The organism is Weissella viridescens (assembly GCF_014789145.1).
GTDB classification, from domain to species: Bacteria; Bacillota; Bacilli; order Lactobacillales; family Lactobacillaceae; genus Weissella; species Weissella viridescens.
On record NZ_CP061835.1, the window covers coordinates 1,164,157 to 1,184,653 of the forward strand.

26 protein-coding genes and 1 riboswitch are annotated in these 20,497 nt (G+C 40.4%); of the genes, 12 read left to right on the forward strand and 14 right to left on the reverse strand.

What is annotated here, in order from left to right:
* Nucleotide 1: 1 nt before the first annotated feature.
* From IE337_RS05750 to IE337_RS05775, 6 genes are all read right to left on the reverse strand, one after another.
* A complete protein-coding gene (locus IE337_RS05750; protein WP_191136128.1) occupies nucleotides 2-622 on the reverse strand; it encodes an ECF transporter S component in 621 nt (206 codons plus the stop codon).
* Between the two features lie 6 nt (nucleotides 623-628).
* Nucleotides 629-1,825 carry an aminotransferase class I/II-fold pyridoxal phosphate-dependent enzyme gene (locus IE337_RS05755; RefSeq protein WP_191136129.1) on the reverse strand — a complete coding sequence of 399 codons (1,197 nt, stop codon included), beginning with the start codon at nucleotides 1,823-1,825 and terminating at the stop codon, nucleotides 629-631.
* 162 nt (nucleotides 1,826-1,987) lie between these two features.
* Entirely contained in the window at nucleotides 1,988-3,175 is a 1,188-nt protein-coding gene (locus IE337_RS05760) for an aminotransferase class I/II-fold pyridoxal phosphate-dependent enzyme (RefSeq protein ID WP_191136130.1), read from the reverse strand.
* A gap of 169 nt (nucleotides 3,176-3,344) precedes the next feature.
* Nucleotides 3,345-4,331: a DUF3114 domain-containing protein gene (locus tag IE337_RS05765; protein WP_191136131.1), complete on the reverse strand. Its 987-nt coding sequence runs from the start codon at nucleotides 4,329-4,331 to the stop codon at nucleotides 3,345-3,347.
* A 23-nt stretch (nucleotides 4,332-4,354) separates the two neighbouring features.
* Nucleotides 4,355-5,350: a ribose utilization transcriptional repressor RbsR gene (gene rbsR, locus IE337_RS05770; RefSeq protein ID WP_191136132.1), complete on the reverse strand. Its 996-nt coding sequence runs from the start codon at nucleotides 5,348-5,350 to the stop codon at nucleotides 4,355-4,357.
* A gap of 9 nt (nucleotides 5,351-5,359) precedes the next feature.
* Nucleotides 5,360-6,208 carry a homoserine kinase gene (locus tag IE337_RS05775; protein WP_243185580.1) on the reverse strand — a complete coding sequence of 283 codons (849 nt, stop codon included), beginning with the start codon at nucleotides 6,206-6,208 and terminating at the stop codon, nucleotides 5,360-5,362.
* 160 nt (nucleotides 6,209-6,368) lie between these two features.
* A riboswitch (THF riboswitch) is annotated at nucleotides 6,369-6,462 on the forward strand.
* A gap of 39 nt (nucleotides 6,463-6,501) precedes the next feature.
* On the opposite strand from IE337_RS05775, the gene IE337_RS05780 reads away from it, so the two are divergent.
* Nucleotides 6,502-7,059, forward strand: a complete 558-nt coding sequence (locus tag IE337_RS05780; RefSeq protein WP_057744411.1) for a folate family ECF transporter S component — start codon at nucleotides 6,502-6,504, stop codon at nucleotides 7,057-7,059.
* Between the two features lie 74 nt (nucleotides 7,060-7,133).
* On the opposite strand, the gene IE337_RS05785 is transcribed toward IE337_RS05780, so the two are convergent.
* The 8 genes from IE337_RS05785 to IE337_RS05820 form a co-directional block, all read right to left on the reverse strand.
* Nucleotides 7,134-7,493: an iron-sulfur cluster biosynthesis family protein gene (locus tag IE337_RS05785; protein ID WP_072152586.1), complete on the reverse strand. Its 360-nt coding sequence runs from the start codon at nucleotides 7,491-7,493 to the stop codon at nucleotides 7,134-7,136.
* A gap of 98 nt (nucleotides 7,494-7,591) precedes the next feature.
* On the reverse strand, nucleotides 7,592-7,942 hold the full coding sequence (locus tag IE337_RS05790; RefSeq protein WP_057744417.1) for an iron-sulfur cluster biosynthesis family protein: 351 nt from the start codon (nucleotides 7,940-7,942) through the stop codon (nucleotides 7,592-7,594).
* A gap of 148 nt (nucleotides 7,943-8,090) precedes the next feature.
* On the reverse strand, nucleotides 8,091-9,305 hold the full coding sequence (locus IE337_RS05795; RefSeq protein ID WP_191136134.1) for a tyrosine-type recombinase/integrase: 1,215 nt from the start codon (nucleotides 9,303-9,305) through the stop codon (nucleotides 8,091-8,093).
* 216 nt (nucleotides 9,306-9,521) lie between these two features.
* Entirely contained in the window at nucleotides 9,522-9,677 is a 156-nt protein-coding gene (locus IE337_RS05800; protein WP_191136135.1) for a hypothetical protein, read from the reverse strand.
* Nucleotides 9,678-9,750: 73 nt separating this feature from the next.
* Entirely contained in the window at nucleotides 9,751-9,927 is a 177-nt protein-coding gene (locus IE337_RS05805; RefSeq protein WP_191136136.1) for a hypothetical protein, read from the reverse strand.
* 617 nt (nucleotides 9,928-10,544) lie between these two features.
* The gene (locus IE337_RS05810; protein ID WP_191136137.1) at nucleotides 10,545-10,802 is read right to left on the reverse strand and encodes a hypothetical protein; all 258 of its coding nucleotides are present in this window, start codon (nucleotides 10,800-10,802) and stop codon (nucleotides 10,545-10,547) included.
* Between the two features lie 631 nt (nucleotides 10,803-11,433).
* Entirely contained in the window at nucleotides 11,434-11,898 is a 465-nt protein-coding gene (locus tag IE337_RS05815; protein WP_191136138.1) for a hypothetical protein, read from the reverse strand.
* Between the two features lie 10 nt (nucleotides 11,899-11,908).
* Nucleotides 11,909-12,256 (reverse strand): helix-turn-helix domain-containing protein, encoded by a 348-nt coding sequence (locus IE337_RS05820; protein ID WP_191136139.1) that lies wholly within the window; start codon nucleotides 12,254-12,256, stop codon nucleotides 11,909-11,911.
* Between the two features lie 261 nt (nucleotides 12,257-12,517).
* On the opposite strand from IE337_RS05820, the gene IE337_RS05825 reads away from it, so the two are divergent.
* The 11 genes from IE337_RS05825 to IE337_RS05875 all read left to right on the forward strand — a co-directional run bounded on the left by IE337_RS05825 (nucleotide 12,518) and on the right by IE337_RS05875 (nucleotide 20,439).
* Entirely contained in the window at nucleotides 12,518-12,778 is a 261-nt protein-coding gene (locus IE337_RS05825; RefSeq protein ID WP_191136140.1) for a hypothetical protein, read from the forward strand.
* Nucleotides 12,779-13,026: 248 nt separating this feature from the next.
* Nucleotides 13,027-13,641: a hypothetical protein gene (locus IE337_RS05830; protein ID WP_191136141.1), complete on the forward strand. Its 615-nt coding sequence runs from the start codon at nucleotides 13,027-13,029 to the stop codon at nucleotides 13,639-13,641.
* Nucleotides 13,642-13,729: 88 nt separating this feature from the next.
* The gene (locus tag IE337_RS05835) at nucleotides 13,730-14,101 is read left to right on the forward strand and encodes a MerR family transcriptional regulator (protein WP_191136142.1); all 372 of its coding nucleotides are present in this window, start codon (nucleotides 13,730-13,732) and stop codon (nucleotides 14,099-14,101) included.
* Nucleotides 14,098-14,289 carry a hypothetical protein gene (locus IE337_RS05840; protein ID WP_191136143.1) on the forward strand — a complete coding sequence of 64 codons (192 nt, stop codon included), beginning with the start codon at nucleotides 14,098-14,100 and terminating at the stop codon, nucleotides 14,287-14,289. The genes IE337_RS05835 and IE337_RS05840 overlap by 4 nt, the downstream gene beginning before the upstream one ends.
* Nucleotides 14,290-14,545: 256 nt before the next feature.
* Nucleotides 14,546-14,896 carry a hypothetical protein gene (locus tag IE337_RS05845; protein WP_191136144.1) on the forward strand — a complete coding sequence of 117 codons (351 nt, stop codon included), beginning with the start codon at nucleotides 14,546-14,548 and terminating at the stop codon, nucleotides 14,894-14,896.
* A 106-nt stretch (nucleotides 14,897-15,002) separates the two neighbouring features.
* Complete coding sequence (locus tag IE337_RS05850; RefSeq protein ID WP_191136145.1) at nucleotides 15,003-15,287, forward strand: hypothetical protein; 285 nt, start codon at nucleotides 15,003-15,005, stop codon at nucleotides 15,285-15,287.
* Nucleotides 15,284-16,177, forward strand: a complete 894-nt coding sequence (locus IE337_RS05855) for a hypothetical protein (protein ID WP_191136146.1) — start codon at nucleotides 15,284-15,286, stop codon at nucleotides 16,175-16,177. Before IE337_RS05850 ends, IE337_RS05855 begins: the two co-directional genes overlap by 4 nt.
* 15 nt (nucleotides 16,178-16,192) lie before the next feature.
* Nucleotides 16,193-17,665, forward strand: coding sequence for a phage/plasmid primase, P4 family (locus IE337_RS05860; RefSeq protein ID WP_191136147.1), 1,473 nt, complete (start codon nucleotides 16,193-16,195; stop codon nucleotides 17,663-17,665).
* A 716-nt stretch (nucleotides 17,666-18,381) separates the two neighbouring features.
* Complete coding sequence (locus IE337_RS05865) at nucleotides 18,382-18,768, forward strand: hypothetical protein (protein ID WP_191136148.1); 387 nt, start codon at nucleotides 18,382-18,384, stop codon at nucleotides 18,766-18,768.
* Between the two features lies 1 nt (nucleotide 18,769).
* On the forward strand, nucleotides 18,770-19,480 hold the full coding sequence (locus IE337_RS05870) for a hypothetical protein (RefSeq protein WP_191136149.1): 711 nt from the start codon (nucleotides 18,770-18,772) through the stop codon (nucleotides 19,478-19,480).
* A gap of 527 nt (nucleotides 19,481-20,007) precedes the next feature.
* Nucleotides 20,008-20,439 carry a hypothetical protein gene (locus IE337_RS05875; RefSeq protein ID WP_191136150.1) on the forward strand — a complete coding sequence of 144 codons (432 nt, stop codon included), beginning with the start codon at nucleotides 20,008-20,010 and terminating at the stop codon, nucleotides 20,437-20,439.
* Nucleotides 20,440-20,497: the final 58 nt, after the last annotated feature.

Sequence of the window (20,497 nt, forward strand, 5' to 3'; positions counted from 1 at the left end):
ACTACATTAAATTATTTTTTGCGGCAATTTTAAGGACCGGAATACCAATCAACGGCACAATAATCGCGCCAGCAATAATTTCAAAAATACCATTCGTTCCAGCAATTGTGGTTATCAACCAATTAGCCAATCCCGTGTGTGGAATCCCTGTAAATGAGGTGTTCATCACTTTAAAACTAATCCAAGTAATTGTAAGCACCAACGCTGTATTGACGAAAGCAGACATGGCACCTAACCCCACCAAATACCAACGTTGTTGGTGCCATTTTTTATTTTTAACATAGTGCCAATACAGAAATCCGATAATTAATCCAACTGCCATCCGTGGAATAAAAGCCGTGAATGGATTTCGAAACATTAATGCTCCGATACTTGGGACAGAAGTCCAAGCGTGCCAGCAAGAATAAGCGGCCCATACCGCACCCAATAGTGCACCCGTTTTCGGCCCTAATACCATAGCCCCAATCGCAACAGTAAAGGTAATAATGGTGACTGAAGCTCCTAGAAAGAACGCACCAATAGGTAGCGTTCCCAACCAAGGAACTAAAGATTGCACCAAAATAATCGCGATGAATAATGCCGTCAGTACTAACCGGCGACTTTTTTGTGAATGTGCATTCATAGTCGTCTAACGCTCCATTGTTTCATTTCTTCTAGTTGTTAAGTAAGCTTGCATACGCTCAATTGCAGTATGCAAGGTTTCATCAGAAGCTGCATACGAAATGCGGATATAGTCTTTAGTAGCTGATGAGAAGGATTCACCTGGAATAACTGCGACCTTACCATTGAAAGCAAGATCCTTGGCAAATGCATAGCCATCATCCCCCATATCCAAAGGAATCTTGGCAAAGATATAGAATGCGCCAGTTGGCTTATCAAGGATGAATCCCATCTTCTCCAATTCTGGAACTAACCAATCACGGCGACGCTTATAGATGGCTTTCATTTCATTTGGCGCATCCTTGGCATCAGTCAAGGCAGTGGCAGCCCCATCCTGAATAACCTTTGGCAAGGCAAAAGTAAGGGTCTCGTGTACTTTCTGCGCTTCTTCAATCAACGTCTTTTCACCAAAAATAAAGCCAATTCGATATCCTGTCATGGCATGTGATTTAGACAAACCATTTAGTACAATTGTTTGTTCCGGAATTAAGGTTGCCAATGAAATATGTGCTTGATCATAAGTTAGTTCTGAATAAATTTCGTCGGAAATCACCCACAACTTATGCTTTTTAAAGACAGCCGCCAATGCCTCCAATTCTTCGAGGGAATAGGTGACCCCCGTTGGATTGTTCGGGTAATTTAACAAAATTGCCTTAACTGGCACGTCAGCATTAGCAATAGCTGTCTCCACACTCTCAGGTGTCACCTTGAAATCATCTGGACGTGTGTTAATTGAGACCAATTTACCATGCGCCAAATCTAGTGCAGGATAATAAGCTGAATATACTGGCTCTGGCATAATTAAACCATCCCCTGGATTTAGCAACGTCATGAAGACTGCATTAATCCCTTCAGAAACCCCTTGCGTAACAATGACATTATCGATGTCAGTATAAGGTACGTCGTATTTTTCTTTGAAATAGTCAAGCGCAGCTTGCCGTAGTTCTGGTTCACCCTGTGAAATCGCATAGTGTGAGTTATTTTCATTAATAGATTGGATCATGCGATCCTTAATCCGTTGATCAACATTAAATCCTGGCTCTCCAAAAGTCAGGCGAATTAAATCTGGAATCCCGCTAACTAATTTCTGAAAATCAGTTAACTTATCTTCTGTCATATTCATGACCGTATCACTTAATGGTTGTACAAATTCTGCATTACTCATCTCAAGCCCCTTAATGTTAAAATTTCATGTGATTATTATATCACGTCCGGTGCTGCCCTCGGTCTGTTTCCATGATTATTACTCGAATTTAAAGCATTTTTAAATTGCGCATATTTTCACATGCTATTGTCTAAAAAAGCCCAGCACAGCTGGGCTTCTCGATTATGCTTGTAATTTTTTAGCCATGTAGGCTTGAATGCGACGCATTGACTCTTCTAAGTCTTCTGTTGAAGCAGCGTATGATAAACGAATGTTACCTTCACCACCCTCACCAAAGATTGAACCAGGTGCAACGCCAACCAAAGCCTCCTTCGCCAAATCTCGAACAAAGGCCATATCATCCATACCAATTGCTTCAGGAATCTTGGCAAAAATGTAGAACGCTCCACTTGGGCGAGCAACTGTAAAGCCAGCTGCCTCGAGCCCACTTTGAACGATGTCCCGACGTGCTTGGTAAGCATCGCGCATTTCTTCAGCATCCTGCAAACCATTGTTCAAGGCCTCAGCTGCCGCCGCCATCATTGGTCCTGGTGCAGTAGTTACCAAGAATTGGTGCATCTTAGTAACGTGTTGCATCAAGGCCTGTGGTCCAGCCACGTACCCAACACGATAACCTGTCATCGCGTGTGACTTTGAAAGGCCACTGACCAAAATTGTTTGTTCAGGTAGGAGCTTTGACATTGTTGTGTGCGGTCCATCAAAGCAAAGCTCTGCATAAATTTCATCCGAAATCACAACCATATCACGTTGACCCAAAAGTTCTGCCAAGGCAGAAACCTCTGCTTCATCGTAAGTTACACCAGTTGGATTAGAAGGATAGTTGATTAAGATTCCCTTAGCATCCGGGTTAGCCTCTAAAACAGGCGCCAACTTTTCAGGGGTTAAGCGATAGTCTGGAGCTGTACTCAAACCAACAATTTCAAGTCCCAAAATTTTAGCAATCGCATCATACATTGGGAATGATGGTGTTGGAATAATAATTTTTTCACCAGGATTGAACAATCCACTCATCGTGGCAAACAAAGCTTCAGAAGCGCCAACCGTTACGGCAATTTCATTGTTTGGATCATAGCGTGGTGCTTGAAAGCGATTGACCAAGTAATTGCTAATTGCTTCACGTAATTCAAGATGACCAGCAGGTTGTGCATAGTGTGAATCATCATTATCGATATCACGCTTAGCTGCTTGTTTGATATGTTCAGGAACGGCAAAATCAGGTTCCCCTAAAGTTAACTTAATCAACCCAGCAATTTCTGAAAATTCTGCATCAATCACACGAATGGGTGAAGGCAGTACAGTTGCAAGTTGTTGGTTATGTTGATTGGCTAAACTTGGTTTTACTTCTGGCATGTTTTAACTCCTTTTGACTCACAGGTCATATGGCATATCTCACCGGATATTGGACAACAACACATAGGAAAATCCCTATCTATTTTTTTCTGATTAACTAATAGTATACACATTTTCAGGTAATTTGGCGCAATTTTTATTAAAATCAATTACACTTTATACCATTTTATTAAAATAAAGTTTTGGCATAGTCACGAATTGCTGGTTCATAGCCAGCTCCTCGGACGGATGGGTCTCCATCCAGTAAGTCATGGATTTTACCACCATGATTGGCGTAATTCAATGATTCTGTGTTTGCAATCTGCTGAAGCTCATCAATCGTATACGATCCCCGCTGCATATTAAAACGGACTGATCCGTCATCTTGCAAAACTTGATGCGCTTCAAGTGCATTCCACATTGAAACGAGTTGATCATGCTTATCTAAAATAAATTCCGCATGATAATCATGGGTAACAATTTTCAAATTTGAAGCATCCTCAACCCCACGGTTATGGTAACGTGCATCTGGATAACGAACTTGTCGATGCAAGAACTTTTGCGACGACAGCTTCAATCCTACACGCGTTACATTTTGTGTCCGAACGAAATCAATCATTGGCTTACCTAAATAATAACGTAATTGGTGATCAACAATATCGTTGAGCATCGTCATTGATGGTTGGCCAAAGAAACGCTTAGTCCGTGTTTGGTACTTAGCATACATTAGACGTGACACCCGATTAGTAAATTCAATGTAAGTCCGTAACTGCTGCATCTCACCAATATACAAATAGTACAAAGTTGGCGTGGCACCCCGTTCTGACCAAAAACCAAGTCGTGTCATTTGGACAAAATTTTCTGCACTTGGTTCGAGTCCCATCACTTTTTCAAGCATCGCGATACGCGCTTGGGCATTTTCTTGACTTGGTCGGAAATCAGCCATTAGCATTTCAGTGAATAATTCAGAACCAACGCGATGCGCATCAAACCAAAGTCGCATTTGCGTGGCATTTTGATCGAATGAGTGCGTTGCAAGGAGGCGCTCAACATGTGCTTGGTACTGCTTTATCGCCGCAGCTGACCAACCATCTCGTGCTAACTGATTGACTTGTTCTTCCAGTGTCAAAAGCGGAAACCGTTGGTCTGCTTGGCGAAAAGTTGATCCAGTTTTCATTAATCCTAACCTCCTTGATATTTTTATACCTGCAAGGGCCGCGTTGAGTCACGCTCAACGAGTGACACATCTACCGCTATTTTTTGACGATCCAAACGATGATCTGCAATTCGAGCCATTAACACATCCAACGCTGTTTTGGCAACGATATCAACCGGTTGGTGAATCGTTGTTAAACTTGGCTGGTAAAAAGCCGCATAATCAGTATCATCATAGCCAATGACTGACATATCATCTGGTACATGCCACCCTAATTTTGACAAACCTGAAATCACACCAATGGCTAATTCATCATTTAGCGCAAAAGTAGCCGTAGCATGTGAAATTGACACAGCCATGGCTGCCGCTTGCCCTGATTGTTTTGACATATTATGGGTCGTTATCTCGCTCACCTTTACGCCTGCTTCCTCCATGGTTGCTTTAAATGACCCGGCGCGATAGAACAAATTGTCTGTAAAGACTTGATTACCTAATAAGGCAACCCGCTTATGGCCCTCTGCAATCAAGTGTTCCGCTGCTAAGCGCCCTCCCGCTTGGTCTTTGGTATAAACAACGTCAGCTAATTCCAAATCATCATGATTTTCGGTCACAACCATAGCAATCCCACGCTGCTTTAATAAATCAGCAATTCGATTGGGATCAGCCAATTGACTTACGACAATAACGCCACTCACACCAGCTTCAATCATGCGTTCAACAGCAGCATCAGCTTGCTTTTGTTCCCCTGACATAATTGATAACGACATGTTCTCTGGTAATAAGTTTTGCAAATGTTGAACAAAGGCTCCGAAATACGGTAAAGCCAACGTCGGCACGACCACGCCAATCAACATGTAGTGACTCTTTTTTAAACTACGTGCGCTAATATTTGGCACATACCCGACTTCATCACGGGCTGCAAAAACCTTTTCACGTGTCGCCTCTGAAAAGCGGTCCCCTTTATTGTTTAGAATTTGTGATACCGTCGCAATCGAAACATCTGCAAGTCGTGCGACATCTTTGATGGATGCTTTTTTCATTCTGTTCTCCTAGTCTACAACTGTAATACCCGTCGCTCCAATCGGCAATTGTATAAATTGACCGGGTAAGTCCACATAATCTAATACATCGATAAGATCTTGCACTTTTTCGGGCGCAACCAATGTTGCAATTGCTGGTCCTTGCTCAAGCAAAACGGTGCCATAGATATCTAAGGCGTGTGAAGCCTGTCGAATCGCAGTTAGCGCCGCATTATCTGTAGCAGCTGGCTGTTGCAAAAGGTCGGTTTCCATAAGTTGTCCGGCCAATTCACGTTGTTGATTTTGCCATGCGGCCATTAACATATTTCCACTTGCATTCACTGCAACTGCATCTGCATAAGCAACTGCCGCATCGTTTTGTGGTGCCATTGTGGCTTCTGGTAAATAAAGCAAAACGGTATATGACGGACAAATAAAGCCACTCGCATACACATCCCCATGCTGTAAATAACTGACAGTTGGTTGTCCTAACAAAGCAGCTGCCACATGTGCTGGTTGTTGAGCAGTTCGAGCTGCTAACGTTAACTTTGTGAAATCATCTAGACCTAATTGGCCAAGTTGATTGGCTAATTCAATACCGGCTAAAATTAAGGCATCTTGAACCCCAAGATATTGCTTAGTAGGAATCGTACTCGTAATTGTCACAGCATGTGGTGTTAGCTGGGGGGCTAAGTTGGTCGCAATTTGCACAACATAGTTCCGTTCGTCAGTAGCTACCGTAGCCGCAAAGGGATGCTGCACCTGCCATTGCTCAGTTGGTGCACCAACTTCAATCGTTAGGCCTGCTTCAAGTGGAAATCCGATGGATTGCATCCCTGGGCCAAAGTTGGCTAAGGTTGCTGGAATAAAAATTTTCATCACGTACCCCAATCTTTTGCTTAACCCCATTTTCATGCGGTTAGTTCGCGTAATATTTAAATTTTACCACGTTTTACTAAAATGTTTTACTAATTCACGTAAAAAATTTAAACATTAACTTCTTTTTAAGGTGTGCTATACTTTAAGAGTTGTTTAGTCGTACAGGGTAGGTTTTAATGCGTCAAGTGTTGGGGAAACGGAATGTGATCCCCAAACGAAGGTTTAACCGCGATATTATTACCACATTCACTGTTACCAGTGAAACCCTCCATCATAAAGGAGGTGTTTTCAAAATGAAAACATTAAAGAACTATTTTCCCCGCTTGGATACCAAGCAAGTCGCTTTGTTGGGTCTTTTAGCAGCATTATTGCTGATTCTAAGCCGCTTTACTTTTGGACCAGATTGGCTTAAGTTTGGCTTCTCTTTCATTGCGTCAGGTCTTATCGCTAAATGGTACGGTCCGATTTGGGGCGCTTTTGTCGCTTTCATTTGCGACTTCATTGGGGCGACAATTTTGACCAGTGGCCAGCCTTATTTTCCTGGTTTCGCCTTATCAGCGATTGTTGGTGCCTTAATTTATGGATTCTCATTCTATAATCGGGACCACTTAAGTTGGACTCGCGTGATTGTGACAACTGCGATTGTCCTTGTCGTTGTCAACTTATGCTTAAACACGATTTGGGTCATTACCTTGCAAAATGCTTGGCATAACTCTGGCATGCTTAAGACAATGGTTTCTACACGAGCATTGAAGCAACTTGTTTTCTGGCCAATTCAATCAATTTTGCTATACGTCATCTTAAATAATAAGCAATTAGATCGTTTACGCGCCGATATCTTCGCCCGTTAATAAAAATTAAAAAATCCCGTTCCTGGTTTTAATCAGGTGCGGGATTTTTTTCGTTTAAAACTTAACTTTTGTTTTTAGACCGCAGGCCAAGACTGCGCATCAATTAGTTGTAGATGGTTGTCCAACAGGCCGCTTTGCCCTGATAAGACGAGATTATAGTTTACATCACGCGTTAATGTCATCGCAGGATCAAGTTGCTCTATGGCGTAGCCTTTAATCGCAACAGTTCCAAGATTACTCGTCAGTGATGCATCGAATTCATTCGTAATTTGATCTGGCCGTGCCAATACCAATTGAAAAGCTGTGTTCAATGAACAAATACCCTGCTTAGAAAAAGGACCAACTCCATCATCAAAATCAAGAACAAGTCTTGTGTCCTCGCGCATTTTTTCATGAATCATTTCAACAACCGTTTCACTAATCGTCAACTGCATGTTATCCCCCTCCACTGTTAACTTACTACAAGTAAGTATACCGTATTTTTGAACACAAAAAAAGACATTCTCGTACAACAAGAATGCCCTCCATTTAATTACTTATCTTGAACATCGACCAAAACAACGTGATCATCCAAAGTACCACCGTCACCCTTAAGTGAAAGGTTCAAGTACTTATCAACATCAAGCGTCATATTTGGATCCATTTGATCTTCTGAGTAACCCTTAACATAGACATCGCCTAAGTTACTCTCAATTGTATCGTTGAAATCTTTTGTAATTTGGTCAGGACGTGCCAGAACAAGGTGGAAAGCCAAATCTAATGTACATGTGGCTTCATCTGAAAAAGGACCAACCCCATCATCAAAATCTAGTACAATCTTTGTATCATCCTTCAAGTGCTTTTGCACCATTGTCTTTGCTGCATCTGTAAATGTTAACTTCATTGTTCCTACCTCCTATTACCTTAACGTTTCTTCATGTACTTACTATATACAAGAAACCATAAACGTCTCTTAAACGCTGATACATCAACATCAAAACTACAAGTATTGCCAACACAACACAATGCGCAACACAATACACCGTATAACATCAGTTGTCATTACTTAATATTTCACTAAACTTATCCGCAACTTCTCGCTTGGCTTTGGGTGTTACATCAGCATATATATTTGCTGTCACAGTTATATCTTTGTGCCCTAATCTGTCCGCAACTTTCTTCAATTCCACCCCATTGGACAATAGTAGACTTGCATGCGTATGTCTGAATCCATGAATGTTTAAATAAGGTAATTGTTCATCATGGTGCTTATTATACCAATTTATGTAACCTCTCAAGTTACTTGAAATTAGGGAGTCTTTATAATAAATATCTTTATACGGCTGGAAAGCATATTTATGTGAAAATATTAAATCGTCTGCTTGTAAATGGTCACCGTACTCATGTACACGCACATTTTCCTGATTGTAAAAGGCTTTAAGCGTACTTAGTGTCTTCTGGTCAACTTCAACAACTTTAAAGTCATCCCCATTTTTTAAGCCATCTAAATACTCTGAACGACCTCCACCATTAATATGCGAGACACGTCCGCCAAAGGTTATTCGTTGCTCATTATAATCTATATCAGACCAATGTAATCCGATTACCTCGCCAAATCTTGCACCGGTATGGATTAATAATGTAAAAAGCGTTATTAAATCAAGATGTTTACGACCCCAATACTCATTCATACCACTTTCAAATAAATTCACTTGGTGCTCATCATAATACTTCGTCTTTCGCTTAGGTGCTTTTTTAGCCTTCACCATTTGGATGTGATCCATTGGATTATCATCGCAAGCAATTTCATCGTTATCTACTGCCCATTTCAGCATCATCTTAGCGTAACTTAGTATTTCTTTAGACGAAGCATATTGGGGGATAAATTTATTAACGCGTTGTTGTACGTCTCTTCTGGTCATGCGGTCTAAGTAAATGCCACCAAATAGACTAGGTTTGAGCAAGTAGTGTTCAAAGAAATATCTAGTCTTGCCAATTGTCGCATTTGTTCGCCCTTGGCGCTTATAAATATCAAACCATTCTTCATATGCTTCATCGAAAGTCATATGTCGTTGCTCCCTCGCCTTATCCCATTCAGGTACTAACTCACCAGTTTCAACATCAGTGATTAACTGTGCTTCCTTTAGGCGTGCCTCTCGCATGGTTTCACACGTCACATACTTAGTTTTACGTTTGCCTGTTATTTTGTCATATCCTACATACACTCGTACCTGATACTTGCCGTTCTTCTTTTTCGTAATTGCCATATCTCTATGTTCCTTTCATGGCCTACCAAGCTATGTATTCCAATTAAATGGATCGGATAAGATATTTTAATCACGATAAAGTGACAGTTAGTATTTAAGTATTCGGGGATGTAAATGGACAAATCGGACACCCTAAAGAATAAGTTTATTTGGGGATGTATCCCGACATTTCCGACACCCTAAAAAAGGATAGTATTATCAAACATTTTTAGAGCATTACAGTGGCTTAATTAAAGGCACCACGATACAAAAAAGTACAACACCTAGCGCGAAATAAGTATAGTTAACTTTCTTATCATCGGTCGTTGAATACCCTTTATACATCGATATAAGGCCTAGCACAATCAAAACAAATGCAAGTGTGAGTTTCATAAAATACGCTCCTTGTTTCCGGACGTCTTGAACGCCCTAAAGTCATACACACGTCTTAAAGCGTTCCCTCTTCTCAATGAAATCCAGTAATAATTTCAGGAATCATTAGAGACAACATAATAATCGCGACTATCCCCAAAAGACCAAGCGTAATTTGTTGAATTTTTGTCAGACTATTAAATGACCTCATAAATACAAACAAAACGAACAAACTCAATATTGACTCAATTAGCGCTACCATTCCTAACATGTTCTTTCCTCCATTAAATTAAAGCATTCTTTTTTATCTGACATTTCTGACACCCTAAAGTAAGTGGTCCCTCCTACACTTTACTACATCACCACAAAACGCCACCATGTTCAACCTTTAAAAGTGCCTTTATATCAACGATTAAGCATGCAATAGCGTACCGTCATATTATAAAGGCTGATATATCAACGTTTATAGCCTTATGATTCGTTAATTTTACGCTAAAAAGCCGACAAACAACTGCACCTTTTCAAATTAAAATGCCTTTATATCAATGTTTAGCGTCCTATATCCCCCCCTTAGAAAAAAGTTTTCAAAATTGGGAATTTTTACGAGCAGGCGAACTGTGTGCGCTCCTTGCATACGACAACCATAGGGGGCATTAAATTATTTTTGACTCTTCTGTCAATCAATAGCTCTCAACGTAGCGCTGGCATTGTCAACCCCGTTTCAAACACGTAAACATGATCACACCAACGATACAGTCATCCCCCATAGTGGACAAAACAACACATTTACAGCCGTATCTCAAAGTACACTTGCCGTACACAGAGATAAGTGTATGTTCGACACTGTCTCCAAAAAAGGTTGTATTTATCAACGTAAACATTTAAGCACTATGCTTCTCTTTCAACTCTTGTTTCTTTTAAATACAAGTCGACGTGATGTGTCGCGTCCATTACCATCGCTATCTTATCTTTATCTGTTTCTACTGAACTCGTATCCCACGTAGGTACTGGCAAATTTACCACCATCCCGTGTTCGTTCATGAATTCCACAAAATTAATTGTTAATCGATTAATCATTTCAAATTGAGCTAGCGCTTGTTCATCAGACAGTTCGTTTTTAAAAACCACCTTTTTTTTCTTAAACATCTAAAATACTCCCCTTTTTAAAATATATATTACATTTGTACATTCTCCCTTGCGACTTATAACTATTAGTACAAGTGTAGTTTCGCCTACGCTTGTACCTGAAAGTACGACCGTCCAATTAACAACTGTAATTATAAGTACGCTTGTTCATGGGTGTACCTCCAAGTACACCCATAACCTAGTCACTTATAAGGGAACTGGTTACCCCCGTACCTGTAAGTACGCTGGTCGCTCCAACAGTTACACTTCTAAGTGATACCGTCGTTACAACTGTTGACGGTTGTCCTGATATGGACAACTAGGTAAAGCCAAAACTGGACTGGCTAATCTGTGGTCACTCACAGTGACCCCTGCCATACCGTTTCAGTACTTCAGCTAATTATGCCCAATTGTGGGCACATTAATCTCGAGGCTCAAATCTGCGCCACCAAATAGATAGGTCTACGCAATTTTGCGCATACCCAATAAATATATAACCGAGGTCGTGAATTGCGACCACCTTTACTTGCCGACCTGTCTTATTGATTGGTCGGCTTTTTCTTTTCCTCAATTATGGGTAAAAGGTTTTTCGCCAGAATTGGCGAAAAGGTACTAACAAATCGTTACCTCCTTATGGTCGCTCACAGTGACCCTAATAACGTAATAACTCCGTCGGGTCATCATAAACAGCATCCATCACCATTTGGTTGTACCATGTAGGCAAATTAAACAGCTCTACCATTTTAGTCCAGTCTCGGGCCTCGTTCGGCAAATCTGAATACATAATACTAGCAAACATTTTAATAGCTCCTTCATTGGCAGAGCGCTCTTCTTGTCTCTTACACAATAGCGAATACTCATAAACTTCAACACTAAGAGGGTCAGCTTCTTCATAATGTTTCAATTCATGCCCTTTACGATAAACAATTGGTTGGTCAACATTTGAATTGGTGTTGATTATCATCATTTTCCTTGCAGGGATAATTAGATCAGGGTCATCTTCGGGGCCATTTATATACTCAATACTAATGCCTGCATTAAAGATTTTGTTATCAACAACATCTTCCAAATCTTTTAATTGCTGTTTTTTCAATTTTTCAAAATATTCTTCATTCATATAAGAACCCTTATTTTAAATTCTGTAAGATGTCTAGAATCATTCGTTTATATTCATCAGACAATTCTTTACCACCAAAACGCAAAGAGGCACCTTCGCCACGTAGGGCTTCTTCTAGTTCAACAGAATTCATATCTTGTGGATTCTTTTTAGCTGGTCGCTTCTCGTCCGTGTTACCAAGCAAATAGTCCACTGAAACGTTTAAGACGTCCGCGACCTTTTGGGCATTTTCAAGCTTAGGGCTTGATTTTTTCCAATTATAAAGCGACTTAGGCGACAACCCAGCCAAATCTTCGACTTGGCGTAACGTGTAACCTTGATTCTGTGCTACTTCTTTCGTTCTTTCAAAAATAGACATATTCATCCCCAATTATTAATAAAATCATAAGACATATAATTATGACCTTTTTTGCACTTTACAGACATTAATTTATGACTTAGGATATTCATTGTTAAGTAATCAGCGAAAACAAAAAAACTGACATTAACACATATTATATATGCCTACCAAGCTATAAATAGGGTTATATCAGCGTTTTTGAACGCTTCTTTATGTATGCAATTATAGTCATAAACTTATGCATTGTCAATTCGCATTTAGTTAAAAGGAGATAAACAAATGCCTCAACATCAGCCACGGCAACTAACACCAATAGAGAACGAGCGGTGCTCAACCGTCCGTGCCAATATGGAACGCGCCACAATCTCTTACGGCGATTTAGCTGAACACTTCAATATTTCTAAAACAACCATCACGTTCGTATTAACAGGGCGTTATTCAGAGGAGTTAACCGATACGTGGCTCACACAGTTTGGGTTTTACCTATCTAAACAGTTAGGCGTTCGATACATTCAACCCTATTTCAATGACCTTGATTGAGGGGATGCAAAAAAGCGCCACCTCAATTAAGAGATGACGCTTATCGACAACGTATTTATTATATCACGAACTGGTATCGCGGTATCAATTCAAATTGGAAACCATCAGTCTATTATTCCCGTTAGAATCCGACCAGATTTAACTTGTCCCAAGCATGACGTTAAACCGCTAATACACACGACTCTATACATTGTTACCCGCTGTTAATCAGTTCAGGCATGGATAAACCAGCCCAAGGAGGCATTTATATGACTTACAAGTTACAAGACAGTTCAGAAGAAACAGCAAGCGTTCAAGTAACGGACACATACGGCATTCTACCTATCGTTAACGAGTTGCTCGTTGCCCTGACTTATGAAGACGCAGATAGTGATCATGTTATAGACATGCTGGCACAATTTGAATTACAAGCCATTGACCTGTCGCGTTCATTAGGTGGCGACTTAACCAATTCATTCAATGAACACTTGGAACTGCAGGAACGATTAGAGCAACAAAAAACTGAATTCCATTGGAACCGTGTTGAAGATAGTTTTATTGAGGCACTCGACCCAACACTTGATCAGCTTAATTGTGAAGCTCAATTGAAAGAGCATGACGCTGATAAAATCCGCGAATTAATTGAACTCATTGACGACGCACTAGCCACCTATAAGGACACGTATGGGGATGGGCAAGATGACGCGCTACTCAGCCAAATCAATGACAATCTGACCTTACTAAGCCGTGCTTTAGACAATCCTAACAAGCTAGGTGTCGCTCGAACCTACAATGGGAGTACTACTAAAATCCGCAAAGCAACACTACATGATCTTACAGAGAATATTTCTGAAGACATTGGATTTTTAACGCACGCTGAATAAACAAAAAGCGACCTAGGCGAACAAACCTAGACCGCTTATACATACCTCCCACAGAGGCATTGACCAGCTATGAAAGGAACATATTTATATGACATCTAACATTATAACACTACATGGTGCCATGGTGGCAAATCAAACACACACTGCGCAACTTGCTGACGTATCCATTATGACCATCCGTAATTGGACGAAGCAAGGCAAGTTACACCCGCATATCGAGGGAGGGACAAAACTTTATGATTTAGATGAACTGGCCTCGTTAATTCGACCACGCAATCCACACAGCCGTAAGAGCTATCTTATCGCTGACATCCCCGACTATGAGAACTTTATTACCCATATTGTTGAAGATGTAGCGCAACGGGTCAAAGATAGCCTGCTATCAGATAACGTAGCGTTATCTAAAGAACAAACGAACACCATTATTATGGACGCCGTCAAGAAAGGACTCAACGCATGACTGAAATACCTAAACATAACCCTTTATTACTAGCTGAATTACTTGAAACAGCCATTAACCCCGACTCTGACAAACTTGTTTTAGCCACACTTAGAAATTGCACCGTTATTGATAATGCCGATCTAACTGATGAACAAAAAATTAGGGCTTTTAAAACGGTGTTGTCAATGCTCATTCAAATCTATTAAGGAGATTTAACTATGTATGTATCAATATTTGAGCTCACACAGAGCACACTCGTCTTTTTAAACTCTAATACAGCTATTTACTCGCCTAACCTATACGCAACCGCTAAACGCTTTTTAAATCGTTTAACTAGTCTTAACCGTAACAGCCTATCAATGCCGGAAATTTATAACCTATTCTTTGAAAGTACCGTGCTCCCTTGGCACAAAACACAAACCACCCAACAACTCATGACATTCATTTTAGGAGGTGTCGACTATGCCTAAACTAAGTAAATTACAACAAGCCGTTTATGATCTACTGCCTAAAGGTGCCGAACGGCCACGCCCACAAAGCGAAATCGTCTACCTAATTGAACAAAGTGAAAACATTCCTGCCACACCCCGCTTAATTAGCCAGATTGTTAATGACTTAATCATTAAGCACCATATCCCAATTGGCTCAAGTCGTAGTGAACCCACTGGCTACTACTTAATTGAAACCGCCGAAGAATTACAAAGTGCTGTTCGCCCACTTAGCCGACAAGCTAACGCCGAATTGAAGCGTGTGGATACCTTGCTACAAATTGACCTAACCGAATTTTGGGCAAAAGAAAAGACCGATGTGTGAAACGGAAGTAACTCACATCAGCCTATTATCCCATTGTTAGCTCCGACCAAGGTACTAACAACTTACTCACTAAGAAATTCACCAATAACTAAGGAGCTTCTTTATTATGACCGAAAACACACAAAATCGCAACACTATTCATTCCACAACACGCATTAATGCAACAAATGTATATCTCAATTTATATCTTCATCCTTGGAACGACGCCAGAATTGGATACTATATGCATTCACTAATCACAGCAACTCTTATTTTTGAAAATGATAACAATGAGTCATTAAAACGTATGGTAAACATCTTGAATAATCAACTAGAGCAACCGCTGACCATTGAAGAACAAGACTATAGCCTAGAGCTTACTAAGCGTTGCCTTCGTGAGGGGCGTCTATGATTTATACCACACAGGGCGTCATGCAACGCCAGTATGCGCAACTAGATGGGGATGATTGGCAACATTTGCTCAAATCTGTACAACACCCTCAATGGCTACAAGCTAGCAACGAACAAATTGAAAGCTATAAGCACACTAATGCACCGTATGTGGTCTATGGAACGAGTACAGGCTTAGATCGTGGTCAAAGCGAAATCACGGCACGTTCAATTTTGTTCATTGATGTAGATGACAATGGCAAAGACTACCAAACAGAGGCGCACCACATTGACGCCTTTTTGAATAGTTTTACAGTCAACCATGTTATCTATCCAACTATCAGCAACGGTATTAAACCCAGTGAACGTTTGCGAGTAGCCATCCCTTTAGATGTTGAATTAGACGCTGAAGCATATAGCCAAGTCTGGCAAGTGCTTACGCACTACATGCACCTAAATGCTGACCCTGCTGGGGCACAGAAAGCCTTTAAACAGTTACAAGGGCTTTATGTATACACAACGCAAAACGCTCACAACGAGCCCATTATCGAGGCTGATGGCAAGCCTTTAGATACTGCTTTCTTTTTGAGTAAGTACGAAAATCTGTCGCGCACTACCTCAGCCAGTCGACGCACAACTGGCGTCCCCACAACTGGCAATATTCCCAAGTGGGCAATGAACAACCGTAAAATCATTAACGCCTTACTTGATCCCGAAACACATTACTCGGACTTTGGTGGTTGGGACAATATGTTGACGAGTATCGGCGGTTGGGTCTTTAAAAGCACACAGGGCGATATTGAACTATCGGCCGACGTTGTACAAGCCACCAATGATAGAGGGATTAGCCCTATCCCATTCGATGACTTAAAACACAAATTTGCAAGCTGGTCAAAACACTGGCGCTACTAGAAAGGAACATATTAAATGACTGAAGAAAAACTCTCGGAACTGGTTAGCAATGCTGACGTCATTAATCACTCGGAAACACCTAACTGGCTCGCATACAACGATAACGGAACGCCTAGCATTAATTACACCAAGCTAGCCACCCAGATTGCAGACTTAGATATTCTTTTCTACAACGAAAATAACCCGAACGGTGCGTACTTTAACGGCGTTTTTTGGGTGCGCTATGGGAACTCTAGACAACTGCCTGTTAAGTTAAAAGCCCTCGTTTTTGATGAACTCAACAAATACGGACTAAGCACTTTCAATCGCGTTAAATACGGCGTCGCAGAACTGCAAAACGTGTTGGCTTCTAAATACGCCAATATCATCGACCCGTTTATCGTAACTGAACACACAAAATGGCTAGTCCCATTCAAAAACGGCACGGTCAACATGAAAGACCTAAGTTTTAAACCCAATGACGCCAACGACATGCTGACCAGTGGGATCACCAACTATGAATATCCAATTGATGATCAGGATACTCCTATTTTCAATGACTATATGAATTATGTATTCGGAAATTCTGCAATCGCTGTGTTAGAGGGTATTGGATATAGCTTTTATCGTTCTTACGACGCTCTAGGTCAACCCATTTATTACATTGTTTCAAGCGGTGGAAATGGTAAAAGCTGGTTTGCTAATAAAGTCCTCATTCCTTTACTGGGTGGTAATAATAACGTTGCCACCCTATCACTCACACAGATTGCCTCAAAGAATAAAGGTAATAAATTCGCATTAGCACCGTTACAAGACAAGCTCATTAACGTGTACATGGATAATACAACCGAAGCCTTTATCGATATTTCAACCCTCAAGTCAATTACTGGGGATGACATCCAAGACGCCGAAAACAAGGGACAAGACTCATTTCAGTTAAGGAGTTACGCCACACAATGGTTAGCTAGTAATGACTTTCCACAGTTGCCCGTTGGTGACTCAACCATTCGTCGTTTGCGTTTCCTACCTTGGCAAATTAAAACCGTCTTAGGCGGTGATCAAGTGTTGGAAATGGAACGTCGTTTCCCGCTAGACCAATTAGAAAAGGAGCTCCCTTATATCGCCAAACAAGCCATCCAAGCTTTCCATAACGCATTTCAACGGGGTACTTTAACTCATACTCAAGCGATGACCGACTTAACTAACGAATTCGTCCAGAAGAATGATATGTTACGTAGTTTCATCAATGAAAACACCAAAACAACCACAAACCCGTACGAAATGATTACCTTCCAAAATTTTTATGCCAATTATTCACAGTACGTCGACGAACTCAAGCAAGAACCCGAAACTACCAAAGACGTTAAAAAACGCATGACAAAATCACTCGGTTATACTATGGAGCGTTCACAAAAAGGATTGGGGTTATCTGATCAAAGTGATCAAGACAACCAAGGAAGATTTAAAAACGTAATTCAGGGCATGACTTGGTTAGAAGAAAAAGATTAACTTTGTGATGTTTGTGAAATGTACCAAAAAAAAGCCACGCTTTTACCATGTTTTTTTATCCATAAATGCCTATAGAATGGGAAAATACCAAACTACCATAATTACCAACACCAAAACAGTAATAAGTGTTAAGTAATATTACCTATATAGAACCTAATAGGAAAAATAAATTGGTATTTTTGGCAGTGGTCTACAACCGTTGGTATGACTGCATTCTAAGAGAAAAAAAGTTGGTAATTCATTGGTTAAAACGTGGTATTGGCTACTAAAATCACCAAAGGAGCACTAAAAACATGGATAAATTACCAAAAAAAGTACAACTAAATGCACTGTCATTGGACGAACGTACACACGCACAAGTTCTCAAACAATTTTATGAAACGATCATCAAAGCACAACCATGACGTGAATTGCAAAATGGCATTAAATCTAGATTTACGAAAAAATCAACCAATGTTTATATTTGGCTAGATGATACCAAAGAATTTTATTTATGTATTTGGTCTGGTCTCAATTATAACATGGACCTTTTATGCGACCCCTACAATACAGATAATTCAAAATATGAAGTGCTTAGTTTTCATCGTTGTACCTCACTGTTTGAAATTAGTGAAGTGATCAACACACTAACATACGAACTGCACCACAATGGTAAACAAGCCCTTACAGATAAAGCTACCGCACTTAAACTCAATCACTAAAGGAGCATCCGACCAATGGACAACAAACTCATGAATTTTATTAACGCAAACGAAAGTGGCTTTATTACTTGGCAACAACAGCATACTGGTCAAGTGGTCACGAATACTTACATGCTGGAGAATGCAATTACTGCCTTAGGTTGGTTTGCACAAAACTATCCGGCTAAAACACTTACTGACGGCACGAAAATGACCAATGCAGAAATCGCAAACATGGTTGAGCGGGCTATTAATGGTCTAACTCTAGGCATGTTTTACTGGATGGATGAACGAGGCACTGCCACATACCACGAAAATAAAGCGTTCAGCGACCTCATGCAGTATCAAATGACGCATAAAAACAACCTCACAGATTTAGCAAAGCGTTCAGCCACTTATCTTAAAATGATTGGAGCATTGTAATATGGATGAACAAGCATACGAAGACTTTAAACAAGCACGATTGAACGGCTACCCTATCCGTGAGATTGCTACTACTAACAAACACCGACACGATTTTTACCATAAAAACGGCTATGTAGATCGCTTTAAACATGAATATCCCAATTTCCCAGAGACACGCGGAAAAGGGAAACGTGGACCAGCTACTCAAAAAGAGACGTCGGCCTACCCGAATATGAACGAGCAAGAATATAAAGCGTTTGAACGGTCTCGATTAGCAGGTAAGACCATGGATGACATTATCTACAATAGTCCACACGGTAGATTGTATTTTTACCGTACAGGGATGGTTAACCGTTTCAACCACGAACACCCAGAACATAAACACAATACACAATCAGTTAGTCAGCTTTTAACCGAGGAACAGATTTACGATGATTATATCGAGTATCATCGCAAAGGGCTGTCTTTGGCCAACATTGCAAAACAGTTGCGTGTCCCAGTGAATCAACTTAAACGAGTGATCACTGTACATGATAGTAAAAACCTAATTCCTTATGCGGATGATACTTTGGCCAAACAAGTCGCAAAAGCTAAACGTCCTGATAGATTTAAAATTCTTGATGAGTATCGTCGCAAATTAATCGCTGACTATGGCACGACCCTGATGGACGTCCCAAATGATGAACCGCGCTTATTGTCATTACAACTAGCCAATCGAACGCTTAAATAAATACAACTGGAGCAACTACTTGAATATGTGGTTGCTTTTTTATGTAAAAATAGGTCAATAGATGGGTGCAACCATGTTAACAATAGAAGCAAAAAAGTGCACCCCTAACGTCAAAAGGTTGCACCTAGGGTTGCACTCAAAAATGCAACGCGTCTCAAAAACGTTGCACTTGTTGCAACGCTAAAAATCAGGGTTTTAACCCGCTATTAATCAGCCCATTCATCCCCATTCAATAGGCACTACAATGCTAGGATTTGCTAGGGTTACACACTAAGAAATACTAAGGTCATGGTAACAAATGGTAACATTAGATGTTGGAGCAAAATGCTAACAAATGCTAACATTGCATGCTGGAGTAAATGTTAAGAAATGTTAAGGTTAGATGTTAGGATTTGTTAGCATTTTTTAGGGTAAAACGTCACCATTTATCTCTACTCTCTAAGGGATGATATACAAAAAAACGCCCAGCTTTCGCTAGACGCCTCCCCAAATAATAAACAATTCGATTATACCATGGAGGTCATAGAATGCAAAATAAGCTCAAAGGAACGAATTGCCGTAAAATCTTTCAAGATTACTTTACGGGTCGTCTAGATAATTACATTCGTCTTAGCAAGTCTAATATTGATAGTGGGCGTTGTACTGGCGTCTACTTGTCAACTTATGAACATTTATACCCGATTATGCTAAAACAGCGTGAAGCGTTGCTTATGGCTTATCAGGAGCTCAACGACCAAGAGCAGACCATCGTCTCCCAATCGTTCAATCAAGAACTAAAGACTGCGGAAACTGTCGCTTACGAGCAAGACATCACTGTTAAAGACGTTCGCAAAGTCATCACTCACTTTAGAGCGTTATACGCTGAACACGGTGGCACTGATGAGACCGAAAAACAATTATTGAAACCTATCCACGACCAAATAAAAACAGAGAAACGCAATGAACGCAAAAGCAATTAAAGAATGGCTCAGAATGGTAAAGCAAATGTTGCCCAATTTTTTTAATGTGCTAAACTAA

Bases quoted from the DNA above. Each gene is read 5' to 3' on its own strand.
- IE337_RS05830 (WP_191136141.1), top strand. From the start codon at position 13,027: ATGACTTACAAGTTACAAGACAGTTCAGAAGAAACAGCAAGCGTTCAA.
- IE337_RS05820 (WP_191136139.1), bottom strand. From the start codon at position 12,256: ATGTCTATTTTTGAAAGAACGAAAGAAGTAGCACAGAATCAAGGTTAC.
- IE337_RS05825 (WP_191136140.1), top strand. From the start codon at position 12,518: ATGCCTCAACATCAGCCACGGCAACTAACACCAATAGAGAACGAGCGG.
- IE337_RS05870 (WP_191136149.1), top strand. From the start codon at position 18,770: ATGGATGAACAAGCATACGAAGACTTTAAACAAGCACGATTGAACGGC.
- IE337_RS05790 (WP_057744417.1), bottom strand. From the start codon at position 7,942: ATGAAGTTAACATTTACAGATGCAGCAAAGACAATGGTGCAAAAGCAC.
- IE337_RS05855 (WP_191136146.1), top strand. From the start codon at position 15,284: ATGATTTATACCACACAGGGCGTCATGCAACGCCAGTATGCGCAACTA.
- IE337_RS05750 (WP_191136128.1), bottom strand. From the start codon at position 622: ATGAATGCACATTCACAAAAAAGTCGCCGGTTAGTACTGACGGCATTA.
- IE337_RS05775 (WP_243185580.1), bottom strand. From the start codon at position 6,208: ATGAAAATTTTTATTCCAGCAACCTTAGCCAACTTTGGCCCAGGGATG.
- IE337_RS05800 (WP_191136135.1), bottom strand. From the start codon at position 9,677: ATGAAACTCACACTTGCATTTGTTTTGATTGTGCTAGGCCTTATATCG.
- IE337_RS05795 (WP_191136134.1), bottom strand. From the start codon at position 9,305: ATGGCAATTACGAAAAAGAAGAACGGCAAGTATCAGGTACGAGTGTAT.
- IE337_RS05835 (WP_191136142.1), top strand. From the start codon at position 13,730: ATGACATCTAACATTATAACACTACATGGTGCCATGGTGGCAAATCAA.
- IE337_RS05840 (WP_191136143.1), top strand. From the start codon at position 14,098: ATGACTGAAATACCTAAACATAACCCTTTATTACTAGCTGAATTACTT.
- IE337_RS05875 (WP_191136150.1), top strand. From the start codon at position 20,008: ATGCAAAATAAGCTCAAAGGAACGAATTGCCGTAAAATCTTTCAAGAT.
- IE337_RS05805 (WP_191136136.1), bottom strand. From the start codon at position 9,927: ATGTTAGGAATGGTAGCGCTAATTGAGTCAATATTGAGTTTGTTCGTT.
- IE337_RS05755 (WP_191136129.1), bottom strand. From the start codon at position 1,825: ATGAGTAATGCAGAATTTGTACAACCATTAAGTGATACGGTCATGAAT.
- IE337_RS05845 (WP_191136144.1), top strand. From the start codon at position 14,546: ATGCCTAAACTAAGTAAATTACAACAAGCCGTTTATGATCTACTGCCT.
- IE337_RS05815 (WP_191136138.1), bottom strand. From the start codon at position 11,898: ATGAATGAAGAATATTTTGAAAAATTGAAAAAACAGCAATTAAAAGAT.
- IE337_RS05760 (WP_191136130.1), bottom strand. From the start codon at position 3,175: ATGCCAGAAGTAAAACCAAGTTTAGCCAATCAACATAACCAACAACTT.
- rbsR (WP_191136132.1), bottom strand. From the start codon at position 5,350: ATGAAAAAAGCATCCATCAAAGATGTCGCACGACTTGCAGATGTTTCG.
- IE337_RS05780 (WP_057744411.1), top strand. From the start codon at position 6,502: ATGAAAACATTAAAGAACTATTTTCCCCGCTTGGATACCAAGCAAGTC.
- IE337_RS05850 (WP_191136145.1), top strand. From the start codon at position 15,003: ATGACCGAAAACACACAAAATCGCAACACTATTCATTCCACAACACGC.
- IE337_RS05765 (WP_191136131.1), bottom strand. From the start codon at position 4,331: ATGAAAACTGGATCAACTTTTCGCCAAGCAGACCAACGGTTTCCGCTT.
- IE337_RS05860 (WP_191136147.1), top strand. From the start codon at position 16,193: ATGACTGAAGAAAAACTCTCGGAACTGGTTAGCAATGCTGACGTCATT.
- IE337_RS05785 (WP_072152586.1), bottom strand. From the start codon at position 7,493: ATGCAGTTGACGATTAGTGAAACGGTTGTTGAAATGATTCATGAAAAA.
- IE337_RS05865 (WP_191136148.1), top strand. From the start codon at position 18,382: ATGGACAACAAACTCATGAATTTTATTAACGCAAACGAAAGTGGCTTT.
- IE337_RS05810 (WP_191136137.1), bottom strand. From the start codon at position 10,802: ATGTTTAAGAAAAAAAAGGTGGTTTTTAAAAACGAACTGTCTGATGAA.